This window comes from Streptosporangium sp. CA-115845 (assembly GCF_050943795.1).
Taxonomy (GTDB): Bacteria; Actinomycetota; Actinomycetes; order Streptosporangiales; family Streptosporangiaceae; genus Streptosporangium.
Window position 1 is genome coordinate 2,578,121 of record NZ_CP191988.1, and the last position, 26,705, is coordinate 2,604,825.

A 26,705-nucleotide genomic window follows, 5' to 3' on the forward strand; every position below is an offset into this window, starting at 1 on the left:
AGCATGCACGGGTTTGAACCGGTCGGCGGCGCGGCCGGTGCCGGCAGCCTCTGCGAGGGGTGGGCAGAGGCGGGTGCCGACCATCTCTTCGAGAGATGGGCCGAGGTCGCGCCCGAGCGTGACGCTCTCGTCCACCCGGGCGGGCGGATGACGTACGCGGAGCTGCGCGAGCACGCCACGGTCCTGGCCGGCGAGCTCGTGGCGGCGGGGGTGCGGGCGGGCGACACGGTGGGGGTGCTGATGGAGCGCTCCTTCCTGCTGCCCGCTACGGTCCTGGCCATCTGGAAGGCCGGTGGCGCCTACGTGCCCCTGCCGCCGTCGCACCCGGTGGAACGGAACGAGCTGGTGCTGTCCGACACGGGCGCCCGGATCGTCGTCGCCGACCGGGACCCGGAGGAACTGCTGCCGGGACACGGCCTGCGCTCGGTACGGCCGGACCTGGGAAGGCCGGATCCCGTCACGGGATCGGCGCAGGGGAGTGCCGCACCGGCGACCCGGGCCGACAGCCTCGCCTACGTGCTCTACACCTCCGGATCGACCGGCACCCCCAAGGGCGTGCTGGTGGACCACGGCGGCGTGACCAACCTGGCGGAGGGGCTGCGGCTGCTCTTCGGCGACCTCGAAGGGGCCCGCGTCCTGCAGTTCGCGCCGTTCACGTTCGACGCCTGGGTCTGGGAGTTCGCGATGAGCCTGCTCAACGGCGCGACCCTTTGCGTCCCCGAGGCCGGGGTGCCGCTGTACGGCCGCGAGCTGAGCCGCGTCCTGTGCGAGCTGGACATCACCCACCTGTCCGGCGCTCCGTCGCTGCTGGCCACCCTGCCCGAGGACGTCCCGGTACCGGTCACCACCCTCACCTCGGGCGGCGAGGCGCTGCCCGAGTTCCTGGTGGAGCGGTGGGCACCCAGGGTGCGCCTGTTCAACGCCTACGGTCCGACGGAGGCCACCGTGTCCGCGACGGCGGGGCGCTGCCGGCCGGGGGCGGGCAGGCCGTCCGTCGGACGCCCGCTGGCCGGGGTCGAGGTCCACATCCTCGACGCGGCGGGCGACCCGGTCGCGGAGGGGGAGACCGGCGAACTGTGCGTCGGAGGGCGCGGTGTGGCGCGGGGATACCTGAAGCGGCCCGACCTGACACACGAGAGGTTTGTCCCCGACAGGTTCGCGAGGCGCCCGGGCGCGCGCCTGTACCGTACCGGCGACCTCGCCCGGCGGCTGGGAGGGGGAGAGATCGACTTCGTGGGGCGGATCGACGAGCAGCTCAACGTCCGGGGATACCGGATCGAACCCGGCGAGGTCGAGGCGGCCCTGATGCGCCACCCGCGCGTCACCGGAGCGGCGGTGACCACCACCGGTGAGGAGACCGGAACCGCCAGGCTCACCGCGTACGCGCAGCTCTCGCGAGGGCCGGAGGTTCCGGCCGGCGAGTTGCGCGAGCTGCTCGCCGGTCAGCTCCCCCCGTACATGATCCCGTCGCTCTTCGTGACGCTGGAGCGGCTCCCGCTGACCTCCCACGGCAAGGTCGACCGCGCGGCGCTGCCGAGCCCGGCGGGCGGCCGGCCGAGGCACGGCCACGCGGTGTCCTCGCGCCCGGGGGAGCGGGAGGTGGCCGAGATGGTGGGGCTGCTCCTGGGACTCGACGAGGTCGGCGCGGAGGAGAACTTCTTCGAGCTGGGCGGGACCTCGGTCGACCTCATCACCCTCCAGGCCGACATCCACGAACGCCGGGGGGTCCTGCTCCCCGTCGCCGACCTCATCGCGGCCCCCGACGTGCGGTCGCTCGCGGCACTTCTCGACACGCGCGCCGGGGATCGTGACCGGTCCGGGCGAGACCTCGCGACGGCCGCGGCGAGCAGGAGGAACCTGCTCGCCGGAAGCCGGTCACTTGAGGAACGCCGCTGGAAAGGACGACAGAGTTGAAACCGACGAACGCGGACGGCGCCGACATCGCGGGTGTCGGCGTCTCGGGCGCCGACATCGCGGTCGTCGGCATCGCCTGCCGCTTTCCCGGCGCGCGCGACGTCGCCGAATATCGGCGCCTCATCGCCGAGGGCCGCCGGGGCATCTCCGAGCTCACCCCGGACGAGCTGCGGGAGGGCGGGGCGAGCGAGGCGCGCCTCGCCGATCCCGAACTCGTTCCCGCCGGTGGCATCCTCTGGGACGCCGACCGGTTCGACGCCTCCTTCTTCGGCTACTCGGCGCGCGAGGCGGCCCTCATGGACCCGCAGCAACGCATGTTCCTCGAAGCCGCCTGGCACGCCCTGGACGACACCGGCCACGCGCCCGACCACTTCCCCGGCACCATCGGCGTCTACGCGGGGCAGACCCTCGGCACGCACCGGGACAGGGACCGCGGGGCCTTTCTCGGCACCTCCGCGGACCTCCTGGCGGCCGCCGACGACAAGGACTTCCTCTCCACCCGGGCCTCCTACAAGCTCGGCCTGACCGGGCCGAGCATCACCGTGCAGGCCGCCTGCTCCACCTCGCTCGTCGCGATCCACCTCGCCTGCCGGGCGCTCATCACCCACGACTGTGACATGGCCCTGGCCGGCGGGGTCTCCTGGACGCCGCTGCGCAGGCAGGGCTACCTGCACCAGGAGGGCGGCGTCTGGTCCGCCGACGGCCATGTCCGGTCCTTCGACCGGGACGCGTCGGGGTTCGTCCCCGCGGACGGCCTCGGGATCGTGGTGCTGCGCAGGCTCGGGGACGCCCTGGCCGACGGCGACCGCGTCTACGCGGTGGTCACCGGAAGCGCGGTCACCAACGACGGTTCGGACAAGCTCAGCTACGCGGCACCCGGCGTCCGCGGCCAGCAGGCCGCGGTGGAGGCCGCGCTCGCGGTCTCCGGCGTCGACCCGGACACCGTCGGCTACGTCGAGGCCCACGGAACGGCCACGGCGCTCGGAGACGCGGTGGAGGTCACCGCGCTGACCCGGGCCTACCGGGCGGCGGGGGCGACCGGGCGTGGATACTGCCGGCTGGGCTCGGTGAAATCGAACATCGGGCACACCGACGCGGCAGCCGGAGTCGCCGGGTTCATCAAGGCCGCGCTGATGGTCCAGCACGGCCGGATCCCGCCCAGCCCCGTCGTCTCACCGCACCCCAACCCTGAGATCGACTTCGAGACGAGCCCGTTCCGCCTCGCGGCGGAGGAGGAGGACTGGCCGCTCACGGATGTCCCCCGCCGGGCGGCCGTCAGCTCCTTCGGTATCGGTGGCACCAACGCCCACGTGATCCTTGAGGAGCCGCCGCCGCGCCCGCCCACCGCCCCGGCCCCTCCGTGGCAGCTCGTCGCGCTGTCCGCGCGTGACGAGACGGCCCTCGCCGAGATGGCCGGAGCCTGCGCGGACGCCCTCGGTGACGTCTCCGATCCCGAGTTCGCCGACCTCGCCCGTACCCTCGCGGTCGGCCGCCGCCATCTCCCCTTCCGCCATGCCGGAGTCTTCCGCGACCGCTCCCACGCCGTGGCGGAGCTGCGCGGGCGCGCGACCGGCGGAACCGCCTCCGCCGTCCGGGCGGGCAACGCCGACGTGGTGTTCATGTTCCCCGGTGGAGGAACCCGGTATCCCGGGATGGGGCGCGAGCTCTACCACGAGGAGCCGGTCTTCCGCGCGGCCGTGGACGAGTGCCTGGACCTGCTGCCGGACCGCTCCGCCGCCGGGCGGTTGGGTGCCCTGTGGGCGGACGGGTCCGGCGCGATGCCGGTCCCCGTCTCGGACACCGTCCCGGACGGGGAGAGCGACCCCGCCCTGGAACTGCCCGCCGTGTTCGTCATGGAGATCGCGCTCGCCCGGCTTCTCATGTCCCAAGGGGTGATCCCCTCCCTGCTGATGGGGCACAGCCTCGGTGAGTACGCGGCGGCCTGCGTCGCGGGCGTCATGTCGCTGCGCGACGCCCTCGCCGTCGTGTCCAAACGCGGCGAGCTGCTGGCCTCGCTGCACGACGGGGCGATGCTGGCGGTTCCGGCCTCCGAGCGGGAGGTCGAGCCCTTCCTCGGAGAGGGAGTGTGCCTGTCGGTGGTCAACGGCCCGGCGTCCTGCGTGCTCGCCGGTCCCGCCGCCTACATCGCCGAGGTCAGGGAGCTGCTGGACCGGCGCGGGATCACCGGCCGCCTCCTGCCGCTCGGCACCGCCGCGCATTCGGCCCTGGTCGACCCCGTACTCGGGGAGTTTCGCGGCTTCCTCGCCGGGATCGCGCTGCGTGCCCCCTCGATGCGCCTGATCTCGGCTGTGACGGGGACCGACGACGCCGACTTCGCCGACCCCGAGTACTGGGTGACCCATCTGCGGGCGACGGTCAGGTTCGACGCCGCACTCGACCACGTCCTGGCCGACGGGCCGAAGATCCTCGTCGAGGTGGGTCCCGGCACGACGCTGAGCACGCCGGTCCGGGTACGGGCGGGCACGGACTCCGTGGTCGTCAACGTCACCCGCCACCCGATGGAGGAGCGGGCCGACAGGGAGGTCCTGCTCCGCGCGCTGGGCCGGTTGTGGGAGGCGGGCGTCGAGGTCGACCTGCCCTCGCTCTGGCCGGAACGGCGGCTCCGGCTGCCCGCGGTGCCCTACCCCTTCGCGCCCACCGTCACCCGCCCGCCGGACCCGGTGCGGGCCACAGAGCCGGCCTTCCCCGGTGTGGAACGCTCACCCGACGGCCTGTACGGGGTCACCTGGAGGAGGGCCGTGGAGGTGCCGGCGGATCCGGGGCCGGCGGTGCGGGAGCACCGCTGGATCCTGCTCTCCGACTCCTCGCCCCTCGCCGAGGCGATCATCGTGAAGCTGGCGGAGTACGGGGCCACCACGGTCGTCGTCACCCCGGGACGCGCGTTCCAGCGCGCGGCCCCGGACCGGATCACGATCGACCCCGGGTGCGGGGAGGACTACGAAAGGCTCCTGAAGACGGTGGAGGCCGACGCGGCCGGACCGCTGCGGATCGTCTGCCTCTGGGGAGCGCCGCCGCTCTCGCGGACCTGCCCGCCGCTGGGCCACGTCGTCGGCCTGGCCCGTGCCCTGAGCGGCCGGCCGCGGGCCGATCTCTCCCTGGTCACCAGGGGTGCCCTGGAGATCACCGGAGGCGAGCGGCTCGACCCGCGCGCGGCCCTCACGATCGGAGCCGCGGGGCCGCTCCGCCACGAGCTGGCCGACGCGCGCATCCGGCTCGTGGACCTGGATCCCGGTGACGGAAAGGAGTACGGAACCCGAGCCGTAGAGCTCCTCGCCGAGCTCTGCCGCCCTTCCCGCGAGGATCCGGGCGGGGATCCGGGCGAGGACCCGATCGGCCTGCGGGCAGGACACCGCTGGCTGCGCCACTTCGAGCCGCTGCGGGTGACACCGGGAACGGGCCCCCGGATACGCCGGGGCGGAACCTACGTGATCACCGGGGGGACGAGCGGGATCGGGCTGCGGCTGGCCGGGCACCTCGCGGACACGTACTCGGCACGGCTCGTCCTGATCGGGCGCGGAGTATCCGGGGAGTTCCCGCCGCACGGGCCCGGAAGCCGGGAGGGCGAGGCGGTGACGGCCCTCCTCGCCGGCCGGGGAGAGCAGGTCCTGGTGCGCGGCGCGGACGTCGCCGACGCCCGGCGCCTCGGGGAGGTTCTCGACGAGACGCGGTCGCGGTTCGGCGAGATCCACGGAGTGATCCACGCCGCCGGTGTGCCGGGGGGCGGCATGGCGGAGTTCCTGACCGAGGACGACGTCGTCACCGCGTTGCGGGCCAAGACCGAGGGGACCTCCACCCTGGTCTCCGCCCTGCGGGAGGTCGGCGCGGTTCCCGACTTCGTCGCGCTGTTCTCCTCGCTGGCCTCGTTCTCCGGGGTTCCCGGGCTCACCTGCTACGGGGCGGCCAACGCCTTCCTCGACACGTTCGCCCTCTGCGCGCGGCGCGACGGCCTGCCGGTGCTGTCGATCAACTGGGACCGCTGGAACGGGGTGGGAATGGCCCGTGACATGGAACGGCGCCACCGTGAGCTCACCGGTGAGGGGCTGAGCGGCGGGTTGAGCCCCGAGGAGGGAGTCGAGGCCTTCGAGAGGTGCCTGGCGGCCCTTCCCCTGGGACAGGTGGTCGTCTCCTCCCAGCCGCCGGGGAGTGCGGGGCAGGCCGCGCGGCGCCCCGCCGTGCCCGCCGCCCGGTCACGACCTCCTCGCCCGCGCCACCCCGCCGCGCCACCCGCCGGCGGCACCGACGAGTGGAGCCCTCGCGAGCTGGAGCTGCTGGCCGTCTGGCAGGACGTGCTCGGTGTCGACACGATCGGGAGGCGCGACGACTTCTTCCTCCTGGGCGGGCACTCGCTGAGCGCGCTGCAGGTGGTCCAGCGCTGCAAGGAGCGATTCGGGGTTCAGCTTCCGGTCAAGGCACTGTTCGTCGCTCCGACGATCGAGGGCCTGGCGAAGGCACTCGCCGTGACGTGGGCGGACGGCGAGGGAGAGACCGGGGCGGGCGGTCCGCGCCCGGTTCTCGAAAGGAGTGATCTTTCATGACCGAGACGATCCCGGCCGATCAGTGCATGTGGCTGCGCCGGCGGCAGATGCTCGCCGAGCCTCGGCTGCGGCTGGTCTGCTTTCCCCACGCCGGGGGGTCGCCGAGTTTCTACCGGGGATGGCAGGACCACCTGCCCGAGGACGTCGAGCTGTCCGCCGTGTGCTACCCGGGCAGGCAGAACCGCATCAACGAGCGGCCGATCGACCGGATGGAGCTCCTCGTCGACCATCTCTGCCGAGTGCTCCTCCCCCTGGCCGACCGCCCGCTCGCCCTGTTCGGGCACAGCATGGGCGCGGTGGTCGCGTACGAGGTCGCGGTCAGGCTCGCCGGGGAGCACGGGATCTCCCCGGCGTCGCTGCTGGTGTCCGCGCACGCGGCGCCGCACCTGTGCGCGAGCGACGCGCGGCGGATTCCCATCGGTGACGAGCAACTCGCCGAGCAGGCCGCCGCCGCGGATCCGGCGCTGCTGCGCTTCCCCGAGCTGATGGACCTGGCGATGATCGCGTTGCGGGCGGACCACGACCTGCTGCACGCCTACCGGCCCGCCGCCATCCCGAGGATCGCCGCTCCGATCACCGCCTACCTGGGGACGGACGACCGGCGCGTGAGCCACGACGAGATGCGCGCCTGGAACCGCGTCGCGTCCGCGGGGTTCGAGCTGCTGACCTTCCCCGGGGGCCACTTCTACCCGGTGGACGCGGAGGCGGCACTCGTCACCGACATCGTGACCCGCCTCGGCGACATCGGTGTGCGGCGCCGCGACGACCCGCTCTCCCCCTCCCCGCACGCGTGACCGCCGTGATCGACGACAGCCCGCCGGTGCCGCTCTTCGTCCGCCGCTCCAGCGTCTGCCCCCTCGACCCGGCCGAGGAGTTCGCCCGGTTGCGGGCCGAAGAGCCGGTGGTCCGGGTCACCCTCTCGACCGGGGCGAGCGCGTGGCTGGTCACCCGCTACGCCGACGCCCGCCGCGTGGTCGCGGACCAGTGGCGGTTCAGCTCCAGGGCGGCGGTCGACGGCCCGATCCCGCCGCCGGAGCCTCCGGGAGGGTTCCCGCTGCCGCGCCCCGGCTTCTTCTCGACGTACGCCCCCCGCGAGCACGCGCGCCTCCGGCGGATGCTCAACGCGGAGTTCGGTGCCCGCCGGCTGCGGGCGCTGCGCCCGCGCGTCGAGGCCGTGGCCGACGAGCGGATGGCGGCGATGTGCCGTTCCGGGCCTGGCGCCGATCTGATCGCGGACTTCGCGCTCCCGGTCCCGGCACGGATCTTCCTCGAACTCCTCGGGATCCCCGAGCCCGACCGGGAGGGGCTGCGGCGCAACGCCGACGTCCTTCTCGACTTCACCCCGAGGCCGCTGGAGCAGGCGGTCGCCTTCGCCGAGCTGGACACCTACCTGAGCGCGTTCGTCTCCCGGTGCCGCCGCGATCCCGGCGACGGCGGCGGCCTTGTCGGCAGGCTGATCTCGTCGTACGGCGCGGATCTCTCCGACGCCGAGCTGGCCGGGATCGCCGCCCAGTTGCTGCTCGCGGGGTACGCGACGACGGCCGGCACGATCGGGCTGGGAGCCCTGCTCCTGCTGCGCCACCCCGGCCAGGCCACGGCGCTGCGCGACGGTTCGGCCGACGTGGACCGCGCGGTCGAGGAGATGCTCCGCCATCTGTCGGTGGTCTCCTTCGGCAAGGTCTTCACCGCCGAGGAGGACGTCACGGTCGGCGGCCAGGAGATCCGGGCGGGGGAGTACGTCCTGTGCTCCCTGCCGTCGGCCAACCGGGACGCCGTCCTGGGGCCCGACGCCGACCGGTTCGACATCACCCGCGAGCCGCTGCCCCATCTCGCCTTCGGGCACGGCGCCCGTTACTGCCTGGGCGCCGAGCTGGCCAGGCTGGAACTACGGGTCTGCGTTCCCCGCCTGCTGAACCGCTTCCCCGGCCTGCGGCTGGACGTCCCGTTCGAGGAGCTCCGGTTCACCCCGATGAACGCGGCCTACAGCCTCGAATCACTGCCGGTGTCCTGGTAAGCGTACGGAGGAAAAATGCCCAGCACGCCGTATCCCACGACGAGTTCCTACGACTACCTGGCCTCGTTGACGGAGCAGGTCGGCGGGCTCGACCTGCACTACGGCTACTGGTCGGGACCCGACGACGACACGCCGATCGAGGAGGCCACCGGCCGGTTGACCGGGGTCGTGGTCGACCGCCTGGACGCGCGGGCCGGTGAGCTGGTGCTGGACGTGGGCTGTGGGAACGGGCGTCCCGCGGTGATGGTGGCGGAGCGCACCGGGGCGCGGGTGACGGCGATCGACGTCGACGAGCGGGCGCTGGAACGGGGGAGGGCGTGGGCGCGCGAGCGGGGCGTGCAGCCGCTGGTCTCCTTCGAGCGGTGCGACGCGCTGGCCATGCCCTACCCCGACGATGCGTTCGACGCGGTACTGGTCTTCGAGTCGACGCCGCACTTCGCGCCGGAGCCGCTCTTCGCCGAGCTCGTCCGGGTGCTGCGGCCCGGTGGCCGGTTGGTGGTGGAGGCCCCGTGCCTGCACGTTCCCGTCACCGACGACCTGCGGCCTCGGCTGGCGACGTACTTCGAGATGTTCCAGGTCCACTCCATCGAGCAGGCCGGGGCGTACCTGGAGATCATGCGCGCCGCCGGTCTCGGCGTCGACGCCGTCGAGGACCTCACCGAGCACACCGAGCCGTTCTACCGGCGGATCCTGGAGCGGCTCGACGCCCATCGCGCGGAGCTGGCGGCCGAGTACGGTGCGGGGACCGTGGCCTGGATCCGCGACGGCATCGCCGACTGGGCCACGATCCCCTCGGGCAGCGTCCTGATCACCGCCCGCGGGCCGAACCGTCCCGCCTCAGCGGACGGGGTCGAAGTCCCGTAGGGCCGCGGGCTGCTTTCCGGTGGTGATCTGCTCGGCCAGCATGCGACCGGTGACCGGCCCGTGGGTGAATCCCCACATGCCGTGGCCACCGGCGACGTACCTGCCGGGGGCGCGGGTGGCGCCGATCAGCGGCCTGCCGTCGGGGGTGACGGGGCGCGGACCGACCCAGGTGTCGGTGCGCTCCTCCCAGGAGACGCCGCTGAGCAGCGGCCGGGCGGACGCGATGATCGCGTCGACGCGCCTCTGGTACAGGGGGGCGTCGGCGTCCCGGAACTCCATCGTGCCGGCGACGCGCAGCTTGCCCTGGTAGGGCGTGCAGGCCACCCGCACGGCGGGCAGGTAGATCGGCCCGGGCACGGGCTCGTCCGTCGGCACGGTGAACGAGTAACCGCGTCCGGCACGTACCGGCACCCGGACGCCCCAGGAGGAGCCGAGCTGGTTCAGCCAGGCGCCGGTGGCCAGCACGACGGCGTCGGCGCTGACGGAGTCCCCGTCACTCGACCGGACGGCGATCCCGCCGGAGTGGGAGTAGACGTCGATCACCCGGAAGCCGGACCGGATCGTGGCGCCCCGGGCGACGACGGAGCGGGCGAGAGAGCGGGTGAACTCTCCGGGGTCGACGTAGCGCTGCCCGTCCAGCCGGATCCCGGCCCGTGCGCGCGAGGAGAGCTGCGGCGCCTGCCTGCCGAGATCGTCACCCTCGAACGCGCTGTACTTGATCTCCAGGCCGGACTCGTTGATGCGCTGGAGCTCGTGCAGGAGCGCCACCGCCTGCCGCGGGGTCTCGAAGGCGGCCATGATCGGGGCCTCGACCGTGGGGGCCTCGACGCCGTTCGCGGTGAGCACGTCGAACGCCTCCAGGCACTCCTCGTTGAACGGGAGGTTGGCCCGTACGGCACGGCTCCAGGACTTCCAGCTGCAGTTCATGGCGAACCGGGTGAGGAACGACAGCAGCGCCGGGTTGGGAGTGGCCGGTATGTGCAGCGGGGCGCTCGGGTCGAGCAGGGAGCGCAGGCCGTAGCGGAGGACGCCGGGCTCGTTCAGCGGGATGGCCAGCCCAGGGGAGAGCCAGCCCGCGTTGCCCCACGACGCGCCCGCGGCCACGTCGTCCCGGTCGACGACCGTGACCTCCACGCCGCGCTCCTGCAGGAACCACGCGGTGGACAACCCCACCACGCCGGCGCCGATCACCACTGCCGTACGCGGCCCACCGTCGATGCCCATGACCATTTTCTCCGCTCTGACATTCGTTGCCTGTTTCGAGCATCGCTGGCGTGGCCAGAGAATGGTGTGTGCGTTTCGGACAAGCACAATGGTGTGTTTTGTCGTGCGGCGACAAGCGCCGGGAGCCGGGCCCCGGATCCGGCGCCCACCGCGGCTCCCTCCGCCGCCCCGGGAGGCACCGGCCGGCCGGTCCTCGCCGCGGGGCTAGGCCCGGCCGACGGCCAGCGCGATGATCATCGCCAGCCGCTTCTCCGGCAGTTCGAGCTGGAGGTTCGTGATCTCGGCCATCTTCCGCAGCCGGTAGCGGACGGTGTTCGGGTGGACACTGAGGCGGCCGGCGGCGACGGCCAGATCGCCCTGCGCCTCCAGCCACGCGCGCAACGTCGCGATGTACTGGGTGCCGTGCTCGGCGTCATGCCGGGTCAGCTCGGCGACCGGCCCGCGGGCGGGGGTACGCCCCGCCGAGGCGGCGGACCGGAGGCGTTGCAGCAGGATCTCGTCCCACGCCTCGTCGTAGACGACCGCCGGGGCGCCGGCGGGCCGCACCGCCCGGAGGGCGAGGCTCTCGTCGGCCTCCTGCCTGCTCGCGGCCAGCTGGGTGGGCCCCGCCGGGCCGCCGACACCGGCGAGCACGCTGACCCGCCGCGGCAGGACGTTCGCGATCGCGGCGAGCCAGTCCAGGGTGGGCGTGGCGTCGTTGTCGCAGGGCAGCACCGTGTACAGGGTGTTGCCGAACAGCGCACTGCGTCCCGGCCGCGACCAGCCGAAACCGGTGGTCGCGCGTTCGAAGGCCAGCAGGATCGCGGCATGCCGCTCCTCGGCGATGTGCGCCTGGAGCGCGATCACCCGGAACCGCTCCCGGGGCAGGCCGAGCCTGCTGATCAACGCGGCCGCGTCGGCGGTCCCCTCCAGCAACTGGATGACGAGATCGGACTCCACCTGACGCTCCAGGTCCGCGCTGACCCGGGAACGCAGCAGGTGCAGCGCGACCGCCCGCGCCCCGTCCTCCAGGATGGTCCGCCGCGCGTCGGACAGCGGGCTCTCACACTCGACCCAGATCGATCCCAGCAGCTCGCGCCCCGCCCGCACCGCGACCACCATGCGGCCTCTGAGGCCGTGTGCCGGTGAGGGGTCGACGAACAGCGGCTCGTCGGAGGTCGCCAGATGGGCGAAGACGCCCTCCCGCTCGAACAGCCGGCGCATGGCGTCCGGCACCCGCCTGCCCAGGATCGTCTCCAGCCGTGCCGGATCGGCGGTCTGCTGCGAGCCGGAGTAGGCCAGGACCCGCGACATCTGGTCCTCGATCGTCACCGCGTAGCCGAGTTCGGTCGCGAGCGTGTCCGCGAAGGCCAGCAGATCGTTCGGCCCCCGCCCGGTCTGGCTGCCTTCGAGCACCAGGCCGTACACCACGCCGAGGAGCTGGCTCCAGGACACCGCCGGTTCGACGAGCAGCACGGCGATCCCACCGGCACGAGCCTGTTCCAGCGTGCTCTCGTCGAGCGGAGGGTTGCCGTGCACCAGCACCGTGACGGCCCGTGCCGCCCGTGCCAGGCGTACGGCGTCGGACGCCGACTCCACGCCCACCGCCAGGAACACGTCACCGGTCGCGGGGCGGGTGTCGGTCGGATCATGCACCACCACGCTGCGCAGCTCGACGTCCCGCGATGCCGGAGCGCAGCACAGCCGAGCCCCGTAGCCACCGAGAACGTTCACCAACCGGTCCAGCTTCAACATCTACGCGACCTCTGCGTGCCTCTGCCGTGCCCGCCTGCCGGCGGGTTTGTGGCATGAACACCGTTCTAGCAGATCAGCGGTACGGCGATCCGTCGGGGACCGCCGAGGGCCGGGTCCGCCGGTGCCCGGCAGCAGACCTGTGCGGCCTGGTCCGGCGGTGAAATTTTCACCGGGTGGTGGGTGGGCCGGGGCGAGTCCGGCCAGGTGGCCCGGTGAATGTCGGGTCGGCAGGCCGGTGAGGAGGCGGAGCTCCCTTGGCCCCCGGGCGGCCGCATTCTATGGTGCGAGATGTGGGAGCGCTCCCACAATGGCCTGTGCAAGCCCTGCCGCCCTGCACCGTCCGACCCGCTTTTCCGGAAGACCTCCCCGAAGGGGCCTGATGTGCGCACCTCCCTCCTGACCGACCGGCCGGGCCGGCCGGGCCGCCGTCTCCGCGTCGGGCTCGCCGCGCTGCTGCTGGCGGCCGGGATATCCGTCCCGGCGACGGCGACGGCGGCCGTGAATCCCTACCAGGATCCCGGCCTGCCGGTGGCGACCAGGGTCGCCGACCTCCTCTCGCGGATGACGCTGGATGAGAAGATCGGCCAGATGACCCAGGCGGAACGTGGTTCGGTCGGCAACTCCGACGTCACCACCTACCGGCTCGGCTCGGTACTGTCCGGCGGCGGTTCGGCGCCCTCGCCCAACAACGCCACCTCCTGGGCGAACATGTACGACGGCTACCAGAACGCCGCCCTCGCGACACCGCTGGGCATCCCCATGATCTACGGAGTGGACGCGGTGCACGGCCACAACAACGTGGCCGGCGCGACGATCTTCCCGCACAACATCGGGCTCGGTGCCACCCGGGATCCCGCCCTGGTGCAGCAGATCGGCAGGGCGGTCGCCGAGGAGGTCACCGGGACGGGCGTCGACTGGAACTTCGCCCCCTGCGTGTGCGTCGCGCGCAACGACCGGTGGGGCCGCACCTACGAGTCCTTCGGGGAACTTCCGGAGATCCCTTCGTCGATGACGAGCTTCATCACGGGCACCCAGGGCGCGGCGCTGAACGGGCCGGCCTCGGTGCTGGCCACCGCCAAGCACTATGTCGGCGACGGAGGCACCACGAACGGCGTCGACCAGGGCGACACGCAGCTGGCCGAGACCGAGCTGCGGGCGGTCCACCTGCCGCCGTTCAGGGCCGCGGTGGACCGCGGGGTGGGTTCGGTGATGGTCTCGTTCAGCAGCTGGAACGGCAGCAGGCTGCACGGGAACCGGTATCTGGTCACCTCGGTGCTCAAGGGCGAGCTGGGCTTCACCGGCTTCGTCGTCTCCGACTGGAACGGCGTCGACCAGATCGACGGCGCCCTCGGGCTCTCCGCCGTCGACGTGCGAACCGCGATCAACGCCGGCATCGACATGGTGATGGAGCCCGAGGCCTGGCGGCAGTTCATCGACCTGCTCCGCGCCGAGGTGCAGGCGGGCCGGGTGCCGCTGTCCCGCGTCGACGACGCCACGAGACGCATCCTGACCAAGAAGTTCGAGCTGGGACTCTTCGAGAAGCCACTGGCCGACCGGACCTACACCTCGACCGTGGGCAGCGGCGCGCATCGCGCCCTGGCCCGCCAGGCGGTGGCGAGGTCGCAGGTGGTGCTGAAGAACGGCGGGAACATCCTGCCGCTGGCCACCGGCGGCGGCAAGATCTTCGTCGCGGGCAGGAGCGCCGACAACATCGGCTACCAGAGCGGCGGCTGGACGATCTCCTGGCAGGGCTCGTCGGGGAACATCACTCCCGGCACCACCATCCTGCAGGGGATCCGCAACACCGTCGGATCCTCCACGACGGTGACCTACAACCAGACCGGCAGCGGCATCGACTCCTCCTACCGGGCGGCGATCGCGGTGGTGGGCGAGACCCCGTACGCGGAAGGTCAGGGAGACCGCGCCGGAGCCATGGGGCTGGACGGCGCGGACCTGAACACCGTCAACACGCTGCGTGCCTCCGGTGTGCCGGTGATCGTGGTCCTGGTCTCCGGCCGCCCGCTGGACATCTCCTCCCAGCTCTCCGGGTGGAACGCGCTGGTGGCCTCCTGGCTGCCGGGCACCGAGGGGCAGGGCGTCGCCGACGTGCTCTTCGGCCTCACCCAGCCCACCGGCAAGCTCCCGGTGACCTGGATGAACAGCGCCGGCCAGCAGCCGATCAACGACGGGGACGGCAAGACCCCGCTCTTCCCTTACGGATACGGGCTGACCTACGAGTCCGCCGCGGACACCGGCCCGCCGACGGCGCCGGGCACCCCGACGGTGTCGAACGTGACCTCGTCGTCGGTGAACCTGTCGTGGACGGCGTCCAGCGACAACGTCGGCGTGACGGGGTACGACGTGGTACGGGTGCAGGGCACGACCGAGACCACGGTGGCGACGCCGACGACCAACTCGGCATCCGTCACCGGGCTGTCGGCGAGCACCGCCTACACGTTCGCGGTGTACGCGCGTGACGCGGCGGGCAACCGCTCGGCCCGCTCGGCCACGGTGACCGCGACCACGGGTGGCGGTGGTGGCGAGGGCGGCACCTGCAAGGTCACCTACACGGTCAACGACTGGGGAGGTGGCTTCAGCGCCAACCTGACCGTCGCCAACACCGGCACCTCGGCCGTCAACGGCTGGACGCTGCGGTTCACCTTCCCCGGCAACCAGAAGGTCACCCTGCCCGCCTGGTCGGCGACCTGGTCGCAGTCGGGCGCCGCCGTCGCCGCGATGAACCTGTCGTGGAACGCGAGCATCGCGCCCAACGCCTCGACCGGCATCGGGTTCAACGGCACCTACACCGGCGCCAACCCCAGGCCGACCGAGTTCACCCTGAACGGCACACCCTGCACGGTGGGCTGACCCGCACCTCACCGCGGCCGACCGGCGGATCCACGCAGCCGAATGGGTGGATCCGCCGGACCGGGTCACTTCCCGGTGGTCGCCTCGATCCTTACCGCCACCCCGCCCTGGAGCATCACCTTGGCGTTCAGGGGCTTTCGCGCGTTGAGTGCCCTCTCCAGTTGTGCCGCGGTGCACCTGTGCGGGACCTTGCCCGTGTCGCAGATCGTTCCCCGCGCGTCGAGCACCACCGCGTCCGGGCTGAGCATGACCGGCTGCACATCGCCGTCGCCGGTCCGCACGGTGATCCAGCCCGGCTGTCCCGGACTGGTGCCGAGTGGTCCGAGCAGGTAGACGGCGGGTCCGGTGTCCCCGGCGCCGTCGCCCGGCTCGTCCACCGCGGGCTCGGCGGGGGAGTCGGTCGAGCCGGCCGAAGACGAGGGCTCCGCGGTGACGGTGACGGTGACGGCAGGGGCAGGGGCAGGGGTGCTCTCGGGGCCGGAGGGAGAGGCGGAGACGGCCGGAGCGGTGGAGGAGGCGGACGAGCCGTCCTCCGCGGAACAGGCGGAAAGGCCGGCGGCGAACGCGGCCACCAGCAGGATGCGTGTCATCTTCAACGACCTACTCATAAGCCGCAACACTCCCACGGAGTCCGGTGCGACAACGAACCCACCGAGACGGTCCGCGGGAAAACCGGCGAGATGGGCCGGCAGGTGTGCGGACACGACGGTTCCTCCGGCACCGGGTGTGCCAAGTCGTTTCCAACCGGGCCACAAGCGTCCGGGATCACGATGAGGATGTTCTGATTCTCCGGAAAGAAGGAGCGGTAATGCGAAAGATCGCACGCCTGTACACGCTGATCCTCACGGCGGCGGTACCCGTCCTCCTGGTGCTGCAGACCGGCAGCGCCACCGCGGAGTCCATCCGCATCGCCAATCACTGTGAGCCGTCCGCCTGACGGTGTTCGAACGAGTCGTCCGCCGTCATCGGATCAAGGTGGTCCGCCGGTGCCTGCTGCGCGGTGCGTACTGCCGAAGGCGCGGCTGGTACGCCGAGGGTGAGCGGTGGGCGCGGCGGGCGGGTGAGGTGGCGGGCCAGGTGGATCTCACCGGACATGCCACGCTTCTGGTGGATCTGGCGTCACTCTGGCACGGGCTCACCCGCTACCCGCAGGCACACGAGTGGGCCCGGCGGGCTGTGGAGTCGCTGGCCTCGGCGCCCGCCGGGGGCGGACGCGACGCATCACTCGCCGACGCGCTGATCCGGATGGGTGACATCGAGCGCAGGCAGGCCCGGCACACCACCGCGGAGGCGCACCTGCGCCGGGCGTTCGAGCTGGTGGACGAGGCGGACCGGCCGAGGGGCGCGGCGGTGCGGCTGGCCCTGGGGGTGCTCTGCAAGGAGCTCGGCCGCTACGGCGAGGCCGAGACCCACTATCGCGGAGCGCTGGCCTGCCTGGAGCGGCATGGGGTGGACGACCCCCTGGCCCGCGCCGACGTTCTGCACAATCTCGCAGGGCTCGCGCATGCCCGAGGTGACGACGGACCCGCGGGAGAGCACCACGCGCGAGCCGCGATCGAGATCCGGCGCGGGGTGCTCGGTCCCCGCCACGACCAGGTCGCGGCGGACCTGGCGGTGCTCGGCGCGGTACTCGCGAACCAGGGCAGGCTCGCGGCGGCGGAGGAGACGCTGAGCCGGGCCCTGGACATCTTCGTTGAGCGCCTGGGAGCCGATCACTACGAGGTGGCGGTGTGCCAGGTGAATCTGGCACACCTGGACGATCTTCAGGGCCGCCCGGAGGAGGCGGGGCGACGCTACCGGGACGCGCTGCGCGTCAAGCACCTCGCCCTCGGGCCCGATCACCCCGAGGTGGAGCGCCTGTCCGCGCTGCTGAGGGCGAGGTCCGAGCGGTGAACCGGTCTCATGCCCCGTCGGGTGCGTTCACATCCGGGGGCGGTGCGCCGGAAGGTCGAACCAGACGCCGGTTCCGATCTGCCCGGTGCCGCACAGCCGGGTCCAGCGCGCCCCGCAGCGCCCGGAGGTGAACTCCTCGACGATCCGCAGGCCCCGCCCGCCGAGTGACAGCTCGTCCACGTGGCCGGGGAGCGTGAACGGGCGACGCAGCAGACGTTCGATCAGCGGGACCCCGCCGCCGGCGTCGGCCACCTCGGCCCTGATCGGCAGGTCGCGGTCGTGCAGGACGCGCAGCTCGTAGGGGCCGGGGGCGTAACTGCCGGCGTTCGTGGCGAGCTCGGTCACCACGACCTCCAGGTCGGCGACGTCGTCGGGGGCGAAGGGCGGACGGGAGAGCAGGTCGTGCAGCAGCTTGCGGGCCCGGCGGGCGGCGTTGCCCGGGGGGAGACACCAGGCGGTCACTCGAAAGCGTCCGCGGTGCCTGCCGCGCACGCCGACCTCCAGAGCTGGAGCGTGCTCGGTGAGCATCGTTGCTCCTATCGAGTAGGACACCAGGGCCGCGGGATCGCGCTCGCTGGTCTGAATCCCCCATCCTGAGGGACAAGGCCGATATACGGAGAGTCGCAGGACCAATACTGTCCGCAGATCGGTCGGGTGATAGGCCGAGCCGATCACCTTGGGTGATCGGTCGCACCGATACGGCTCCGGCGACGCCGCATCGCTGGTTACCTTGGCGGCAAGGGAACTCCGCAGTGGGAAGATCGGGATGAACGTCAGCAACGCGAACGCGCGGGAAGTCGATCCCGCACTCTGGGAACGCCCGCAGATGCGACAGGCCCTGGCCGCCCGCGACATGGCCACCGTATACCGGTTACTGCAGCGGATCGGCGTCTCACAGCGTCACATCGCCGCCCTCACCGCGCAGTCCCAGTCGGAGATATCCGAGATCCTCAAGGGCCGCCAGGTGATGGCGTACGACGTGCTGGGCCGGATCGCCGACGGTCTGGGGATTCCCCGTGGCTACATGGGTCTGGCCTACGACGCCTCCTGCACGACACTGGCCCCGGCGGCGGCGGCCGACCAGCGCGACGACTCCAGCGAGGACGAGCAGGTGCGCCGCCTGCTCGCGCACGCCGCGCAGGTGACCATCGGCGCGGCGTCCGGGGACGCGGAAGAGTGGACCGAGCCGGTCACGCCCACCGAGACCCCCGTCCCGCACCGCATCGGCATGGCCGACGTCGAGCAGATCGAGACGGTGACCCGCACGCTGCGCGCCCTGGACTACCGGCACGGGGGCGGGGTCTGCCGCGACGCGGTGGTGGCACAGCTGGCCTGGTCACAGCGGCTGCTGCGGGCCTCATGCCCGGAGTCGGTCACCCTCCGCCTGCACCAGGCGCTGGCCGACCAGCACAACCTCGCGGGCTGGACCTCCTTCGACGTCGGCCTGTACGGTTCGGCCAGAAGCCACCTGGCCCGCGCGCTCGAACAGGCCAAGCACGCGAGGAACTCCTCGCTGGCGGCCAACGTCCTGTACCGGATGGGCCGCGTCCACCTGCACTGCGACCGCATCCTGGACGCGCTGCGGTTCTTCCAGCTCGGACAGATCTGCGCGCAGGACGCCAGCTGCGAGCGGACCGTGGCGATGCTCTTCGCCAACGAGGCGTGGGCCTACGCCCTGCTGGGCGACAGCGATCTCGCGCTCAAATCGATCAACCGGGCGGCAGACGAGTTGGCCCGCGCCCATGACCGCGAGTCCCCGGCCTGGGTGAGCTTCTTCGGCGCCGCCGACCTCGACGCCACGAGCGGCATGGTGTACGCCGACCTCGCCGAGACCCACCTCGACAGCCACCTCGGCATCGCCGAGCGTTTCCTCGCCGACGCGCTCGGGCAGCGCGAGCCGAGCATGGCCAGGAGCAGGGCCTTCGAGCTGACCGCTCTGGCGACGGTGCAGCTCAGAGCCGGTGACATGACCGCCGGGATCGCCAACGGCAACGAGGCGGTCACCCTGGCGACCGAGATCCGCTCGATGCGGATCACCGACCGTCTCGCGCCGCTGCAGGCGGTCGCCATGATGCGGGCGCACGTCGGTGACGCCCAGGACCTCGCCCGGCGCATCTCGGTGGTGCGTGCGGCATGACGATGACCACCGACCACGCCGCAGACCACGCCGCCGGTCAGGCCGGCGGTCTCACCCGCGACCGGCTCCACTCGCTGCTGGCATCGGTCTGTGACCGGGCCGGGCTCGTGCCCGGTGACGCCGAGCTGATCAAGTTCACGAACAACGCGGTCTTCCGCCTGCGCCGGGCGCCCGTCGTGGTGCGCATCGCCGGATCCTCGGCCGCCCGCTCGCGGGTGCCGACCGTGGTGCGGGTCGCCCGCTGGCTGGCCGACCACGACTTCCCCGCGGTGCGGCTCCTGCCGGGCTGCGAGCAGCCGCTCCAGGTGGAGGGCCATCTGGTCACGCTGTGGAAGCACACCCCCGAGGTGGGCCCGCGCCCCGGCGGCGGCGAGCTGGCCACCCTGCTCAGACGCCTGCACAGGCTGCCGGACCCGCCGGTGGACCTGCCGGAGTGGGCCCCGATGACCGAGGTCCGTCAGCGGCTCGCCGAACCGGAGGATCTGTCCGCGGGCGACCACGCCTTCCTGCTGGACGAGTGCGACGAGGTCGAGGAGCGGCTCGCCGCGCTCGACTACGTGCTCCCCGCCGGGGTCATCCACGGTGACGTGTTCATGGGCAACGTCATCGCCGGGTCCAGGGGGCCGGTGCTGTGCGACTTCGACAGCACCGGGATGGGCCCGCGTGAGTGGGACCTCGCCCCGGTGGCGGTCGGCCGCCTGCGGATGGACTACCCCGCCGACGAGCACACGTCGCTCGCCGAGGGCTACGGCTTCGACGTCACCCGCTGGCGCGGGTTTCCGGTGCTGCGCCGCCTCCGCGAGCTGAAGCTGGTCACCAGCGTCCTGCCCGTGCTGCGCAGCAACCCGGGCATCCGGTCGCAGTGGGAACACCGCATGCGCAGTTTCAAGGCCCGCGACCAGACGGTCAGGTGGCAGCCGTACCGGTGACGGTGCCGGGCGGATCATCGGCGGTTGGTGTCGCAGCGCGGCGGCACGGGTACCCAGCCTAAGGGGAAAGCCCAGGTGAGGGCGTTGATCGGCTGGGGAAGGGGTGGGGCGATGCCGCTGAGGCGGCCCGGTCACACCGGGCGGGGAAGCCGCGATCTGGAGGTCAACCCGATCTTCAGCCGGGAGCCGATCCGGGTTCCGCGCTACGCCATGCCCGCCGGGGAGATGGAGCCGGAGACGGCCTACCAGCTGGTACACGACGAGCTGATGCTGGACGGCAACGCGCGGCTGAACCTGGCGACGTTCGTCACCACCTGGGCGGAGCCGCAGGCGCGGCGGCTGATGGCCGAGTGCGCCGAGAAGAACATGATCGACAAGGATGAGTATCCGCAGACCGCGGAGCTGGAGATCCGGTGCGTGGACATGCTCGCCCGGCTCTGGCACGCGAAGGAGCCCCATCGTGCGGTGGGCTGCTCGACGACCGGTTCGAGTGAGGCGGCGATGCTGGGCGGTCTGGCGCTCAAGCGGCGCTGGCGGCACCGGCGCCAGGCCGAGGGACGCCCGGCCGGACGGCCCAACCTGGTGATGGGCGTCAACGTGCAGATCTGCTGGGAGAAGTTCGCCGACTACTTCGACGTGGAACCCCGGTACGTGCCGATGGAGGGCGACCGGTACCACCTGAGCCCGGAGACGGCCGTCGAGCTGTGTGACGAGAACACCATCGGGGTCGTGGCCATCCTGGGCTCCACCTACGACGGCAGCTACGAGCCCGTCGCCGACATCGCCGCGGCCCTGGACGACCTGCAGGCCCGTACCGGACTCGACGTGCCGATCCACGTGGACGGCGCCTCCGGCGCGATGATCGCGCCCTTCCTCGACCCCGACCTGCACTGGGATTTCCGGGTGCCGAGGGTGGCGTCGATCAACACCTCCGGGCACAAGTTCGGGCTGGTGATGCCGGGGGTGGGCTGGGCGCTGTGGCGCGACTCCGAGGCGCTCCCCGACGACCTGGTCTTTCACGTCAACTACCTCGGCGGGGACATGCCGACCTTCGCGCTGAACTTCTCCCGCCCCGGCGCCCAGGTGGTCGCGCAGTACTACAACTTCCTGAGGCTGGGTTTCGACGGCTACCGCCGGGTCCAGCAGACCTGCCGGGACGTGGCGACCCGGCTGTCCGGGGAGATCGCCAGGCTGGACCGGTTCGAGCTGATCACCGACGGCGGCCAGGCTCCGGTGTTCGCCTTCCGGGTACGGGAGGGGATCGACAACTTCACGGTCTTCGACGTCTCCGCCGCGCTGCGCGAGCGCGGCTGGCTGGTGCCCGCCTACACCTTTCCGAAGAACCGCACGGATCTGGCGGTGCTGCGCGTCGTCGTCCGTAACGGTTTCAGCAACGACCTGGCCGACCTGTTGCTGCAGGACCTGTACCGGGTCCTGCCTCGCCTTTCCGACCAGGACCGGCCACGTCACACCGCCGAGGACGCCGGTGGGTTCGCGCACGGCGCCGGGGCCAGGAGGCCCCGGCGCCACGGCTGACGGCGCCAGGTCGGGTGCGGGCCGGTGCGGCCGGAGCAGAAGTGACAGAGAAGGAGACCCTGAGATGTGCCGTCTGTTCGGCCTGAGCAGCACCCCTGAACGTACCCGTGCCACCTTCTGGCTGCTGGACGCCCCGGACAGCCTGAGTCACCAGAGCCACCGCGACCCCGACGGGACCGGGCTGGGCTACTTCGACGCCGACGGCACCCCGCACATGCACAAGGCTCCCATCGCCGCCTACGAGGACCGGTGCTTCGCCGAGGAGGCCAAGGAGGTGGAGTCCACCACCTTTCTGGCGCACGTCCGGTTCGCCTCCACCGGCGACCTGGAGGTGCGCAACACGCATCCCTTCCTGCAGGACGGGCGGCTCTTCGCGCACAACGGGGTGATCGAGGGCCTGGCCGACCTCGACGCGGAACTGGGGAAGGACCGGGAACTGGTCCAGGGGGACACCGACTCGGAGCGCTTCTTCGCGCTGATCACCCGGGAGACCAGGGCGCACGGCGGCGACGTCGCCGCCGGCATCGAGAGCGCCGCGCGCTGGGTCGCCAGGAACCTGCCCGTCTACGCCCTCAACCTGGTCCTCACCACGCCGCGGGAGCTGTGGGCGCTGCGCTATCCCGATACCCACCAGCTGTACGTACTCCGGCGTGCCGCCGGCGGGCAGCACGGCGTCCGGCACCTCGACCACAGCGGCAGTAACGACCGGATGCGGGTCCGTTCCCGGGACCTGGCGGGCACCTCCGCGTCCGTGGTCGCCAGCGAGCGCATGGACGACCATCCCCGGTGGCACCTGATGGAGCCCGGCGAGCTGTTCCACATCGGACCGGACCTCAGCCCCACCCGCCGGGTCGTGCTGCCGGAGGAGCCGGCGCACCGGCTGAGCCTCGCCGACCTGCGCCCGGAGGCCGCCGCCTCACAGCAGGCCGCCGGCTAGGGCCTGTCCTGCGGGTCATGAGAGCCAGTCCAAGGTGGCGATGGGCAGGATCTGGGAGTTCTTCCCGGGCTCCTTTCCGGGACGCCACCTGGAGCTCCGCCTTTCCCTTCGCCTGGATGTCGAAGAGCGGGCGGAGCCCCAGGTCAGGGCTGCGGGGGCCTATCTGGTCTCATAGGAGGCGTTGATCGCGTACGGGGAGCTACTCGGGCAGGTGGCGATGGAGACCCAGGTCGCGGGGCTCCTCCACGTGCCATAGGCAGTGGTGCGCCGCTGATTGGTGTCAGTGACGCAGGTGGCGACGGCCCGGTACTGACCGGTCCCGGAAACACAGGACGCCCTGACCGTACCTGTCTCCACGATGGAGGACGAACAATTGCCGGGCACGGCCCAGGCGGGTTGGGTGAAGCCTGGGGCGAGCGCGACACAAAGCCCGCCGATGGCGGCCGTTACGGCGGTGACGATCCGCGTGGATGGCATAGGCACCCTTTCGTGTGGGGATCATGATCTTCCGGCGAGGGTAGCAAGATTCCAGCCGAGCTGTGGTAAAAGTCCCGGTGTGCCGCTCAACCCGGAAGCGGCAGATGCCGGTCGGGTGCGTCAAGCCACAGACGGTAACTCTCGGGAGTGATCGTCAGGCCGAGCCGGTCCCGGACGGGTCCGCCTGGGCGCAGCCAGCCGACACAGCCCCCACCGGGCCATCGGCAAGACGCGGCGGAGGCGGGCTGATCGGACGACAGCGGAGGGCGTGGCGGTCCTCGGGTGACGTCGATTTCGCGACTTTCGCGACGCCCCTTATCCGCGGGCGGGCGAGGAACTGGGCGGTGGGCCCCCCTCTCGCCCCCGGCCCGAAGGGGGGCCGATGCTTGCCGCCGGTCACGTCTTTCGCCTCCTCGCCGCGCTCGTCCGCTCCGGCCACCCCTCCTGACCTCCCTGAACTGGCTTAACGTCCGATCCGGCTCTGTTGCAGGTCCACCTCCGACGCGAAGCGCCTGCCCAGCCGTTGCGCCGGAGCCTCTATGAAACGCCATGTCAGCGCGCTGAGTCCGAGCAATAACCCCACCACACACGTGAGAGCCACGAGTCGCAGCCCCAGCGGCTCGGGCCAGAACCGTTCGACGCTTTCCAGCAACATTGAAGAGCCGGTAATGGGCGTTACCAGCCGGCCTGGTCTCCGCGTCTCGATCCCGGCGATCAGGAATGGCTGATCATCACGTGCTTGATCCGGGTGTAGGCGTCGAAGCCGTACCTGGACAGGTCCTTGCCGGTGCCGGAGTGCTTGAAGCCACCGTGCGGCAGCTCGGGGACGATCACCTGATGGCAGTTGACCCAGACCGCGCCGAAGTCCAGTGCGGCCGTCAACCGCATGGCGCGGCCGGTGTCGCGGGTCCATACGCTGGCCGCCAGGGCGTAGTCGGTGCCGTTGGCGAGCAGGAGCGCCTCGTCCTCGTCGGCGAAGGGCTGGACGGTCACCACCGGGCCGAAGATCTCCTGCTGGACGATCTCGTCGTCCTGGCGGACCCCGGCGACCACGGCGGGGGCGAAGAAGTAACCGGGCCGATCGATCCGGCCCCCGGTGACCAGCCTGGCGTGGGCGGGGAGCCGCGCGAGGAAGCCGGCCACCCGCTCGGCCTGGGCCGCGTTGTTGGAGGGGCCGAGGAAGACGCCCTCCTCGTCGGGACCGCCGACGGTGAGCGCGGCGGCGGCCTTGGCCAGCGCCGTGGTGAACTCCTCGTGGATCCGCTCCTCGACCAGCACCCGGGTGACGGCCGTGCAGTCCTGCCCGGTGTTGAAGAACGCGGCCTCGGCGACCGAACGCGCGACCTCGGCGATGTCCACGTCGCCGAAGACGACGGCCGGGGCCTTGCCACCCAGTTCCAGGTGAACGTCCTTGAGGTCGTCGGCGGCGGACCTCATCACCTCGGCCCCCGCACGGGTCGATCCGGTGATGGCCACCATCTCCACGCCTCGATGTTCGACGAGGGCGCGGCCGGTGTCGCGGTCGCCGCAGACGACGTTGACGACGCCCGGCGGGAACACCCGGGCGCACAGTTCGCCGAGGAGCACGGTCGAGCCGGGGGTGGTGTCGGCGGGCTTGATGACGAGCGTGTTCCCGGCGGCCAGGGCCGGGCCGATCTTCCAGGCGGCCATCATCAGCGGATAGTTCCACGGCGTCACCTGGGCGACCACGCCGATCGGCTCGCGCCGGACGAACGAGGTGTGGCCCTCGACGTACTCGGTCGCGCCCAGCCCCTCCAGCACCCGGGCCGCTCCGGCGAAGTAGCGGATCGCGTCGACGGACCCGCCCACGTCGACGCGGCGGGCGGTGCCGCGCGGCTTGCCGGTGGAGCGAACCTCGGCGTCGGCGAGCGCGTCGAGGTTCTCCTCCATCAGATCGGCGAGCCGCAGCAGCAGGCCCTGACGCTCGGCCGGGGTGGTGCGGCGCCAGCGAGCCGCGGCCTCGGTGGCCGCCGCGACGGCGTCGGCGACGTCGGCGACGGAGGAACGGGGCGCCCGGCCGTACACCTTCCCGGTGGCGGGGTCGGTCAGGTCCATCCACTCGCCGGAGGCCGGGTCCCGGCTCTCACCGGCGATCACGTTGCGCAGCACGTCCATGGGGATTCTCCTTGGCGGGTGAGGGTCTCGGCGGCGGGGCGGGGGAGGTCAGGTGGTCACGGGGACCGGCATGAGCAGCGCGCGGTAGCGCGCCGCCGCCGCGGAGAAGCCGATCATGACCACGCCGACCAGCCGACCGGCCTCGTGGTAGCCGACCACGGCCTCGCCGCCGAGGTCGCCCTCCAGCACGCGGATGTCGTCCCCACCGAGCGCGGGGGCGCCGAAGGACTGGATCCGCAGGTCGTACTGGTCGCTCCAGAAGGTCGGCAGCGGCGTGAACGGGGCCGGGTCGTGATCGGCCTGCCCGAGATCGGCCAGCAGGCTGGCCGCCGCGCGCCTGGCGGTGTCGGTGGGGATGCTCCAGTGCTCCACCCGCCGGGCCACCTCGTCGTAGCGCGGGTTGGGGAAGCGGGCCACGTCGCCCACCGCCACCACACCCGCCCGGCCCTCGACGCGCAGCGCGTTGTCACAGAGCACGCCGTCGGACAGGTCCAGGCCGTTGCCCTCCAGCCATCCGGTGGCGGCCGCCGAGCCGACGGCCTCCACCACCACGTCGGCCTCGACCGCGGTGCCGTCGGACAACTCCGCCCCGGTCACCCGCCCCGCGTCGCCCAGGAAGCGGTGTACCGTACGGCCGAGCAGGAAGCGCACCCCCTCGGCCTCGTGCCGGCGGCGCAGCGCGGCGCCGAGGTCGGTGCCCAGAGGGCGCAGCATCGGCACGGCCTCCGGTGCCACGACCGTGACCGAGGCGCCCAGCCCGCGGGCGGTGGCGGCCACCTCGCAGCCGATGAACCCGGCGCCGATCACCAGCACCCGGGCTCCCGGCCGGAGTTCCCCGCGCAGGGCGCTCGCGTCCTCCAGGGTCCGGACCACGTGCCTTCCCGTCGTGGGGCCAGGTACGGGCAGCCGCCGGGGCCGCATCCCGGTGGCGATCACCAGCCCGTCGTAGGTCAGCTCGGTGCCGTCGGCGAGTCGCAGTACGCGGGCGGTCAGGTCGGCGGAGGTCACGGTCACGCCGAGCCGCCAGATCACGTCGGCGACGGCCGGGCGGAGCCGGAACGCGACCGCCTCGTGGGTCACCTCGGAGGCCAGGGCCTCCTTCGACAGCGGCGGCCGGTTGTACGGCAGGTGCGTCTCGTCGCCGATCGCGACGATCTCACCGGTGAAGCCGCCCGCCCGCAGTCGCTCGGCGGCGCGCAGGCCGCCCATGGACGCGCCCGCGATCACGATGCGCTGGCTCATCGCCACCCTCACTCTCTGTGCCGCCTGCGCGGACCGTATCGGGAAGGGGCTAGCCCTCGACCGTGATGGCCTGGAGCGGGCACACGTCGGCGGCCTCCTCGACGGCGTCGCGCAGTGCGTCGTCGGGGTCGGAGACATAGACCAGCCGGCCGTTCTCGCTGAGCTGGAAGACCTCGGGCGCGGAGAAGACGCACTGCCCGTGGTCCTTGCAGACGTCCATATCGACGATGACCTTCATTGCATT

At 72.2% G+C, this 26,705-nt stretch carries 19 protein-coding genes; 12 read left to right on the plus strand and 7 right to left on the minus strand.

Translation table 11 applies throughout. From position 1 onward, the window contains the following. Positions 1 to 3: 3 nt before the first annotated feature. The 5 genes from ACQP0P_RS13935 to ACQP0P_RS13955 are packed head-to-tail and all read left to right on the plus strand — an operon-like array spanning position 4 to position 9,348. Positions 4 to 1,914: a non-ribosomal peptide synthetase gene (locus ACQP0P_RS13935; RefSeq protein WP_433375911.1), complete on the plus strand. Its 1,911-nt coding sequence runs from the start codon at positions 4 to 6 to the stop codon at positions 1,912 to 1,914. Next, complete coding sequence (locus ACQP0P_RS13940) at positions 1,911 to 6,470, plus strand: SDR family NAD(P)-dependent oxidoreductase (RefSeq protein WP_433375914.1); 4,560 nt, start codon at positions 1,911 to 1,913, stop codon at positions 6,468 to 6,470. Before ACQP0P_RS13935 ends, ACQP0P_RS13940 begins: the two co-directional genes overlap by 4 nt. Further along, entirely contained in the window at positions 6,467 to 7,264 is a 798-nt protein-coding gene (locus ACQP0P_RS13945) for a thioesterase II family protein (protein ID WP_433375917.1), read from the plus strand. Before ACQP0P_RS13940 ends, ACQP0P_RS13945 begins: the two co-directional genes overlap by 4 nt. Then, entirely contained in the window at positions 7,261 to 8,484 is a 1,224-nt protein-coding gene (locus tag ACQP0P_RS13950; RefSeq protein ID WP_433375920.1) for a cytochrome P450, read from the plus strand. The genes ACQP0P_RS13945 and ACQP0P_RS13950 overlap by 4 nt, the downstream gene beginning before the upstream one ends. A 15-nt stretch (positions 8,485 to 8,499) precedes the next feature. After that, entirely contained in the window at positions 8,500 to 9,348 is an 849-nt protein-coding gene (locus tag ACQP0P_RS13955) for a methyltransferase domain-containing protein (RefSeq protein WP_433375923.1), read from the plus strand. Here the strand turns inward: ACQP0P_RS13955 and ACQP0P_RS13960 are convergent. Together ACQP0P_RS13960 and ACQP0P_RS13965 are read right to left on the minus strand one after the other, a co-directional pair. Beyond that, positions 9,322 to 10,572: an NAD(P)/FAD-dependent oxidoreductase gene (locus ACQP0P_RS13960; RefSeq protein WP_433375926.1), complete on the minus strand. Its 1,251-nt coding sequence runs from the start codon at positions 10,570 to 10,572 to the stop codon at positions 9,322 to 9,324. The two genes, ACQP0P_RS13955 and ACQP0P_RS13960, sit on opposite strands and share 27 nt — an antisense overlap. A gap of 204 nt (positions 10,573 to 10,776) precedes the next feature. Next, complete coding sequence (locus tag ACQP0P_RS13965; RefSeq protein WP_433375929.1) at positions 10,777 to 12,306, minus strand: PucR family transcriptional regulator; 1,530 nt, start codon at positions 12,304 to 12,306, stop codon at positions 10,777 to 10,779. A 381-nt stretch (positions 12,307 to 12,687) separates the two neighbouring features. On the opposite strand from ACQP0P_RS13965, the gene ACQP0P_RS13970 reads away from it, so the two are divergent. Further along, the gene (locus tag ACQP0P_RS13970; protein WP_433375931.1) at positions 12,688 to 15,174 is read left to right on the plus strand and encodes a glycoside hydrolase family 3 N-terminal domain-containing protein; all 2,487 of its coding nucleotides are present in this window, start codon (positions 12,688 to 12,690) and stop codon (positions 15,172 to 15,174) included. Positions 15,175 to 15,239: 65 nt separating this feature from the next. On the opposite strand, the gene ACQP0P_RS13975 is transcribed toward ACQP0P_RS13970, so the two are convergent. Continuing rightward, complete coding sequence (locus ACQP0P_RS13975) at positions 15,240 to 15,764, minus strand: hypothetical protein (RefSeq protein ID WP_433375934.1); 525 nt, start codon at positions 15,762 to 15,764, stop codon at positions 15,240 to 15,242. Positions 15,765 to 15,982: 218 nt separating this feature from the next. On the opposite strand from ACQP0P_RS13975, the gene ACQP0P_RS13980 reads away from it, so the two are divergent. Further along, positions 15,983 to 16,111: a hypothetical protein gene (locus ACQP0P_RS13980; protein WP_433375937.1), complete on the plus strand. Its 129-nt coding sequence runs from the start codon at positions 15,983 to 15,985 to the stop codon at positions 16,109 to 16,111. Positions 16,112 to 16,113: 2 nt separating this feature from the next. Continuing rightward, positions 16,114 to 17,067, plus strand: coding sequence for a tetratricopeptide repeat protein (locus ACQP0P_RS13985; protein ID WP_433375940.1), 954 nt, complete (start codon positions 16,114 to 16,116; stop codon positions 17,065 to 17,067). Between the two features lie 27 nt (positions 17,068 to 17,094). Here the strand turns inward: ACQP0P_RS13985 and ACQP0P_RS13990 are convergent, their stop codons facing one another. Continuing rightward, complete coding sequence (locus ACQP0P_RS13990) at positions 17,095 to 17,595, minus strand: ATP-binding protein (RefSeq protein WP_433375943.1); 501 nt, start codon at positions 17,593 to 17,595, stop codon at positions 17,095 to 17,097. A gap of 238 nt (positions 17,596 to 17,833) precedes the next feature. Between ACQP0P_RS13990 and ACQP0P_RS13995 the strand changes: the two genes are divergently transcribed. The 4 genes from ACQP0P_RS13995 (at position 17,834) to ACQP0P_RS14010 (ending at position 22,606) form a co-directional block, all read left to right on the plus strand. Beyond that, positions 17,834 to 19,204 carry a helix-turn-helix domain-containing protein gene (locus ACQP0P_RS13995; protein ID WP_433375946.1) on the plus strand — a complete coding sequence of 457 codons (1,371 nt, stop codon included), beginning with the start codon at positions 17,834 to 17,836 and terminating at the stop codon, positions 19,202 to 19,204. Beyond that, complete coding sequence (locus ACQP0P_RS14000; protein WP_433375949.1) at positions 19,201 to 20,133, plus strand: phosphotransferase enzyme family protein; 933 nt, start codon at positions 19,201 to 19,203, stop codon at positions 20,131 to 20,133. The genes ACQP0P_RS13995 and ACQP0P_RS14000 overlap by 4 nt, the downstream gene beginning before the upstream one ends. A gap of 111 nt (positions 20,134 to 20,244) precedes the next feature. Continuing rightward, a complete protein-coding gene (locus tag ACQP0P_RS14005) occupies positions 20,245 to 21,669 on the plus strand; it encodes a glutamate decarboxylase (RefSeq protein ID WP_433375951.1) in 1,425 nt (474 codons plus the stop codon). Positions 21,670 to 21,733: 64 nt separating this feature from the next. After that, positions 21,734 to 22,606 carry a class II glutamine amidotransferase gene (locus ACQP0P_RS14010; RefSeq protein ID WP_433375954.1) on the plus strand — a complete coding sequence of 291 codons (873 nt, stop codon included), beginning with the start codon at positions 21,734 to 21,736 and terminating at the stop codon, positions 22,604 to 22,606. Positions 22,607 to 23,797: 1,191 nt separating this feature from the next. Here ACQP0P_RS14010 and ACQP0P_RS14015 read toward each other — a convergent pair. Genes ACQP0P_RS14015 through ACQP0P_RS14025 form a run of 3 tightly spaced genes read right to left on the minus strand, consistent with a single transcriptional unit; the run spans position 23,798 to position 26,699 of the window. Then, positions 23,798 to 25,219 (minus strand): gamma-aminobutyraldehyde dehydrogenase, encoded by a 1,422-nt coding sequence (locus ACQP0P_RS14015; protein ID WP_433375957.1) that lies wholly within the window; start codon positions 25,217 to 25,219, stop codon positions 23,798 to 23,800. Positions 25,220 to 25,267: 48 nt separating this feature from the next. Continuing rightward, positions 25,268 to 26,461, minus strand: coding sequence for an NAD(P)/FAD-dependent oxidoreductase (locus tag ACQP0P_RS14020; RefSeq protein ID WP_433375959.1), 1,194 nt, complete (start codon positions 26,459 to 26,461; stop codon positions 25,268 to 25,270). Between the two features lie 49 nt (positions 26,462 to 26,510). After that, a complete protein-coding gene (locus tag ACQP0P_RS14025; protein WP_433375962.1) occupies positions 26,511 to 26,699 on the minus strand; it encodes a ferredoxin in 189 nt (62 codons plus the stop codon). Positions 26,700 to 26,705: the final 6 nt, after the last annotated feature.

What these genes read in the sequence shown, in the direction of transcription:
- ACQP0P_RS13935 (WP_433375911.1), top strand. Translation starts at nt 4, where the DNA reads ATGCACGGGTTTGAACCGGTCGGCGGCGCGGCCGGTGCCGGCAGCCTC.
- ACQP0P_RS13960 (WP_433375926.1), bottom strand. Translation starts at nt 10,572, where the DNA reads ATGGGCATCGACGGTGGGCCGCGTACGGCAGTGGTGATCGGCGCCGGC.
- ACQP0P_RS14025 (WP_433375962.1), bottom strand. Translation starts at nt 26,699, where the DNA reads ATGAAGGTCATCGTCGATATGGACGTCTGCAAGGACCACGGGCAGTGC.
- ACQP0P_RS13975 (WP_433375934.1), bottom strand. Translation starts at nt 15,764, where the DNA reads ATGACACGCATCCTGCTGGTGGCCGCGTTCGCCGCCGGCCTTTCCGCC.
- ACQP0P_RS14000 (WP_433375949.1), top strand. Translation starts at nt 19,201, where the DNA reads ATGACGATGACCACCGACCACGCCGCAGACCACGCCGCCGGTCAGGCC.
- ACQP0P_RS13990 (WP_433375943.1), bottom strand. Translation starts at nt 17,595, where the DNA reads ATGCTCACCGAGCACGCTCCAGCTCTGGAGGTCGGCGTGCGCGGCAGG.
- ACQP0P_RS14010 (WP_433375954.1), top strand. Translation starts at nt 21,734, where the DNA reads ATGTGCCGTCTGTTCGGCCTGAGCAGCACCCCTGAACGTACCCGTGCC.
- ACQP0P_RS13965 (WP_433375929.1), bottom strand. Translation starts at nt 12,306, where the DNA reads ATGTTGAAGCTGGACCGGTTGGTGAACGTTCTCGGTGGCTACGGGGCT.
- ACQP0P_RS14005 (WP_433375951.1), top strand. Translation starts at nt 20,245, where the DNA reads ATGCCGCTGAGGCGGCCCGGTCACACCGGGCGGGGAAGCCGCGATCTG.
- ACQP0P_RS13955 (WP_433375923.1), top strand. Translation starts at nt 8,500, where the DNA reads ATGCCCAGCACGCCGTATCCCACGACGAGTTCCTACGACTACCTGGCC.
- ACQP0P_RS14015 (WP_433375957.1), bottom strand. Translation starts at nt 25,219, where the DNA reads ATGGACGTGCTGCGCAACGTGATCGCCGGTGAGAGCCGGGACCCGGCC.
- ACQP0P_RS14020 (WP_433375959.1), bottom strand. Translation starts at nt 26,461, where the DNA reads ATGAGCCAGCGCATCGTGATCGCGGGCGCGTCCATGGGCGGCCTGCGC.
- ACQP0P_RS13980 (WP_433375937.1), top strand. Translation starts at nt 15,983, where the DNA reads ATGCGAAAGATCGCACGCCTGTACACGCTGATCCTCACGGCGGCGGTA.
- ACQP0P_RS13995 (WP_433375946.1), top strand. Translation starts at nt 17,834, where the DNA reads ATGAACGTCAGCAACGCGAACGCGCGGGAAGTCGATCCCGCACTCTGG.
- ACQP0P_RS13945 (WP_433375917.1), top strand. Translation starts at nt 6,467, where the DNA reads ATGACCGAGACGATCCCGGCCGATCAGTGCATGTGGCTGCGCCGGCGG.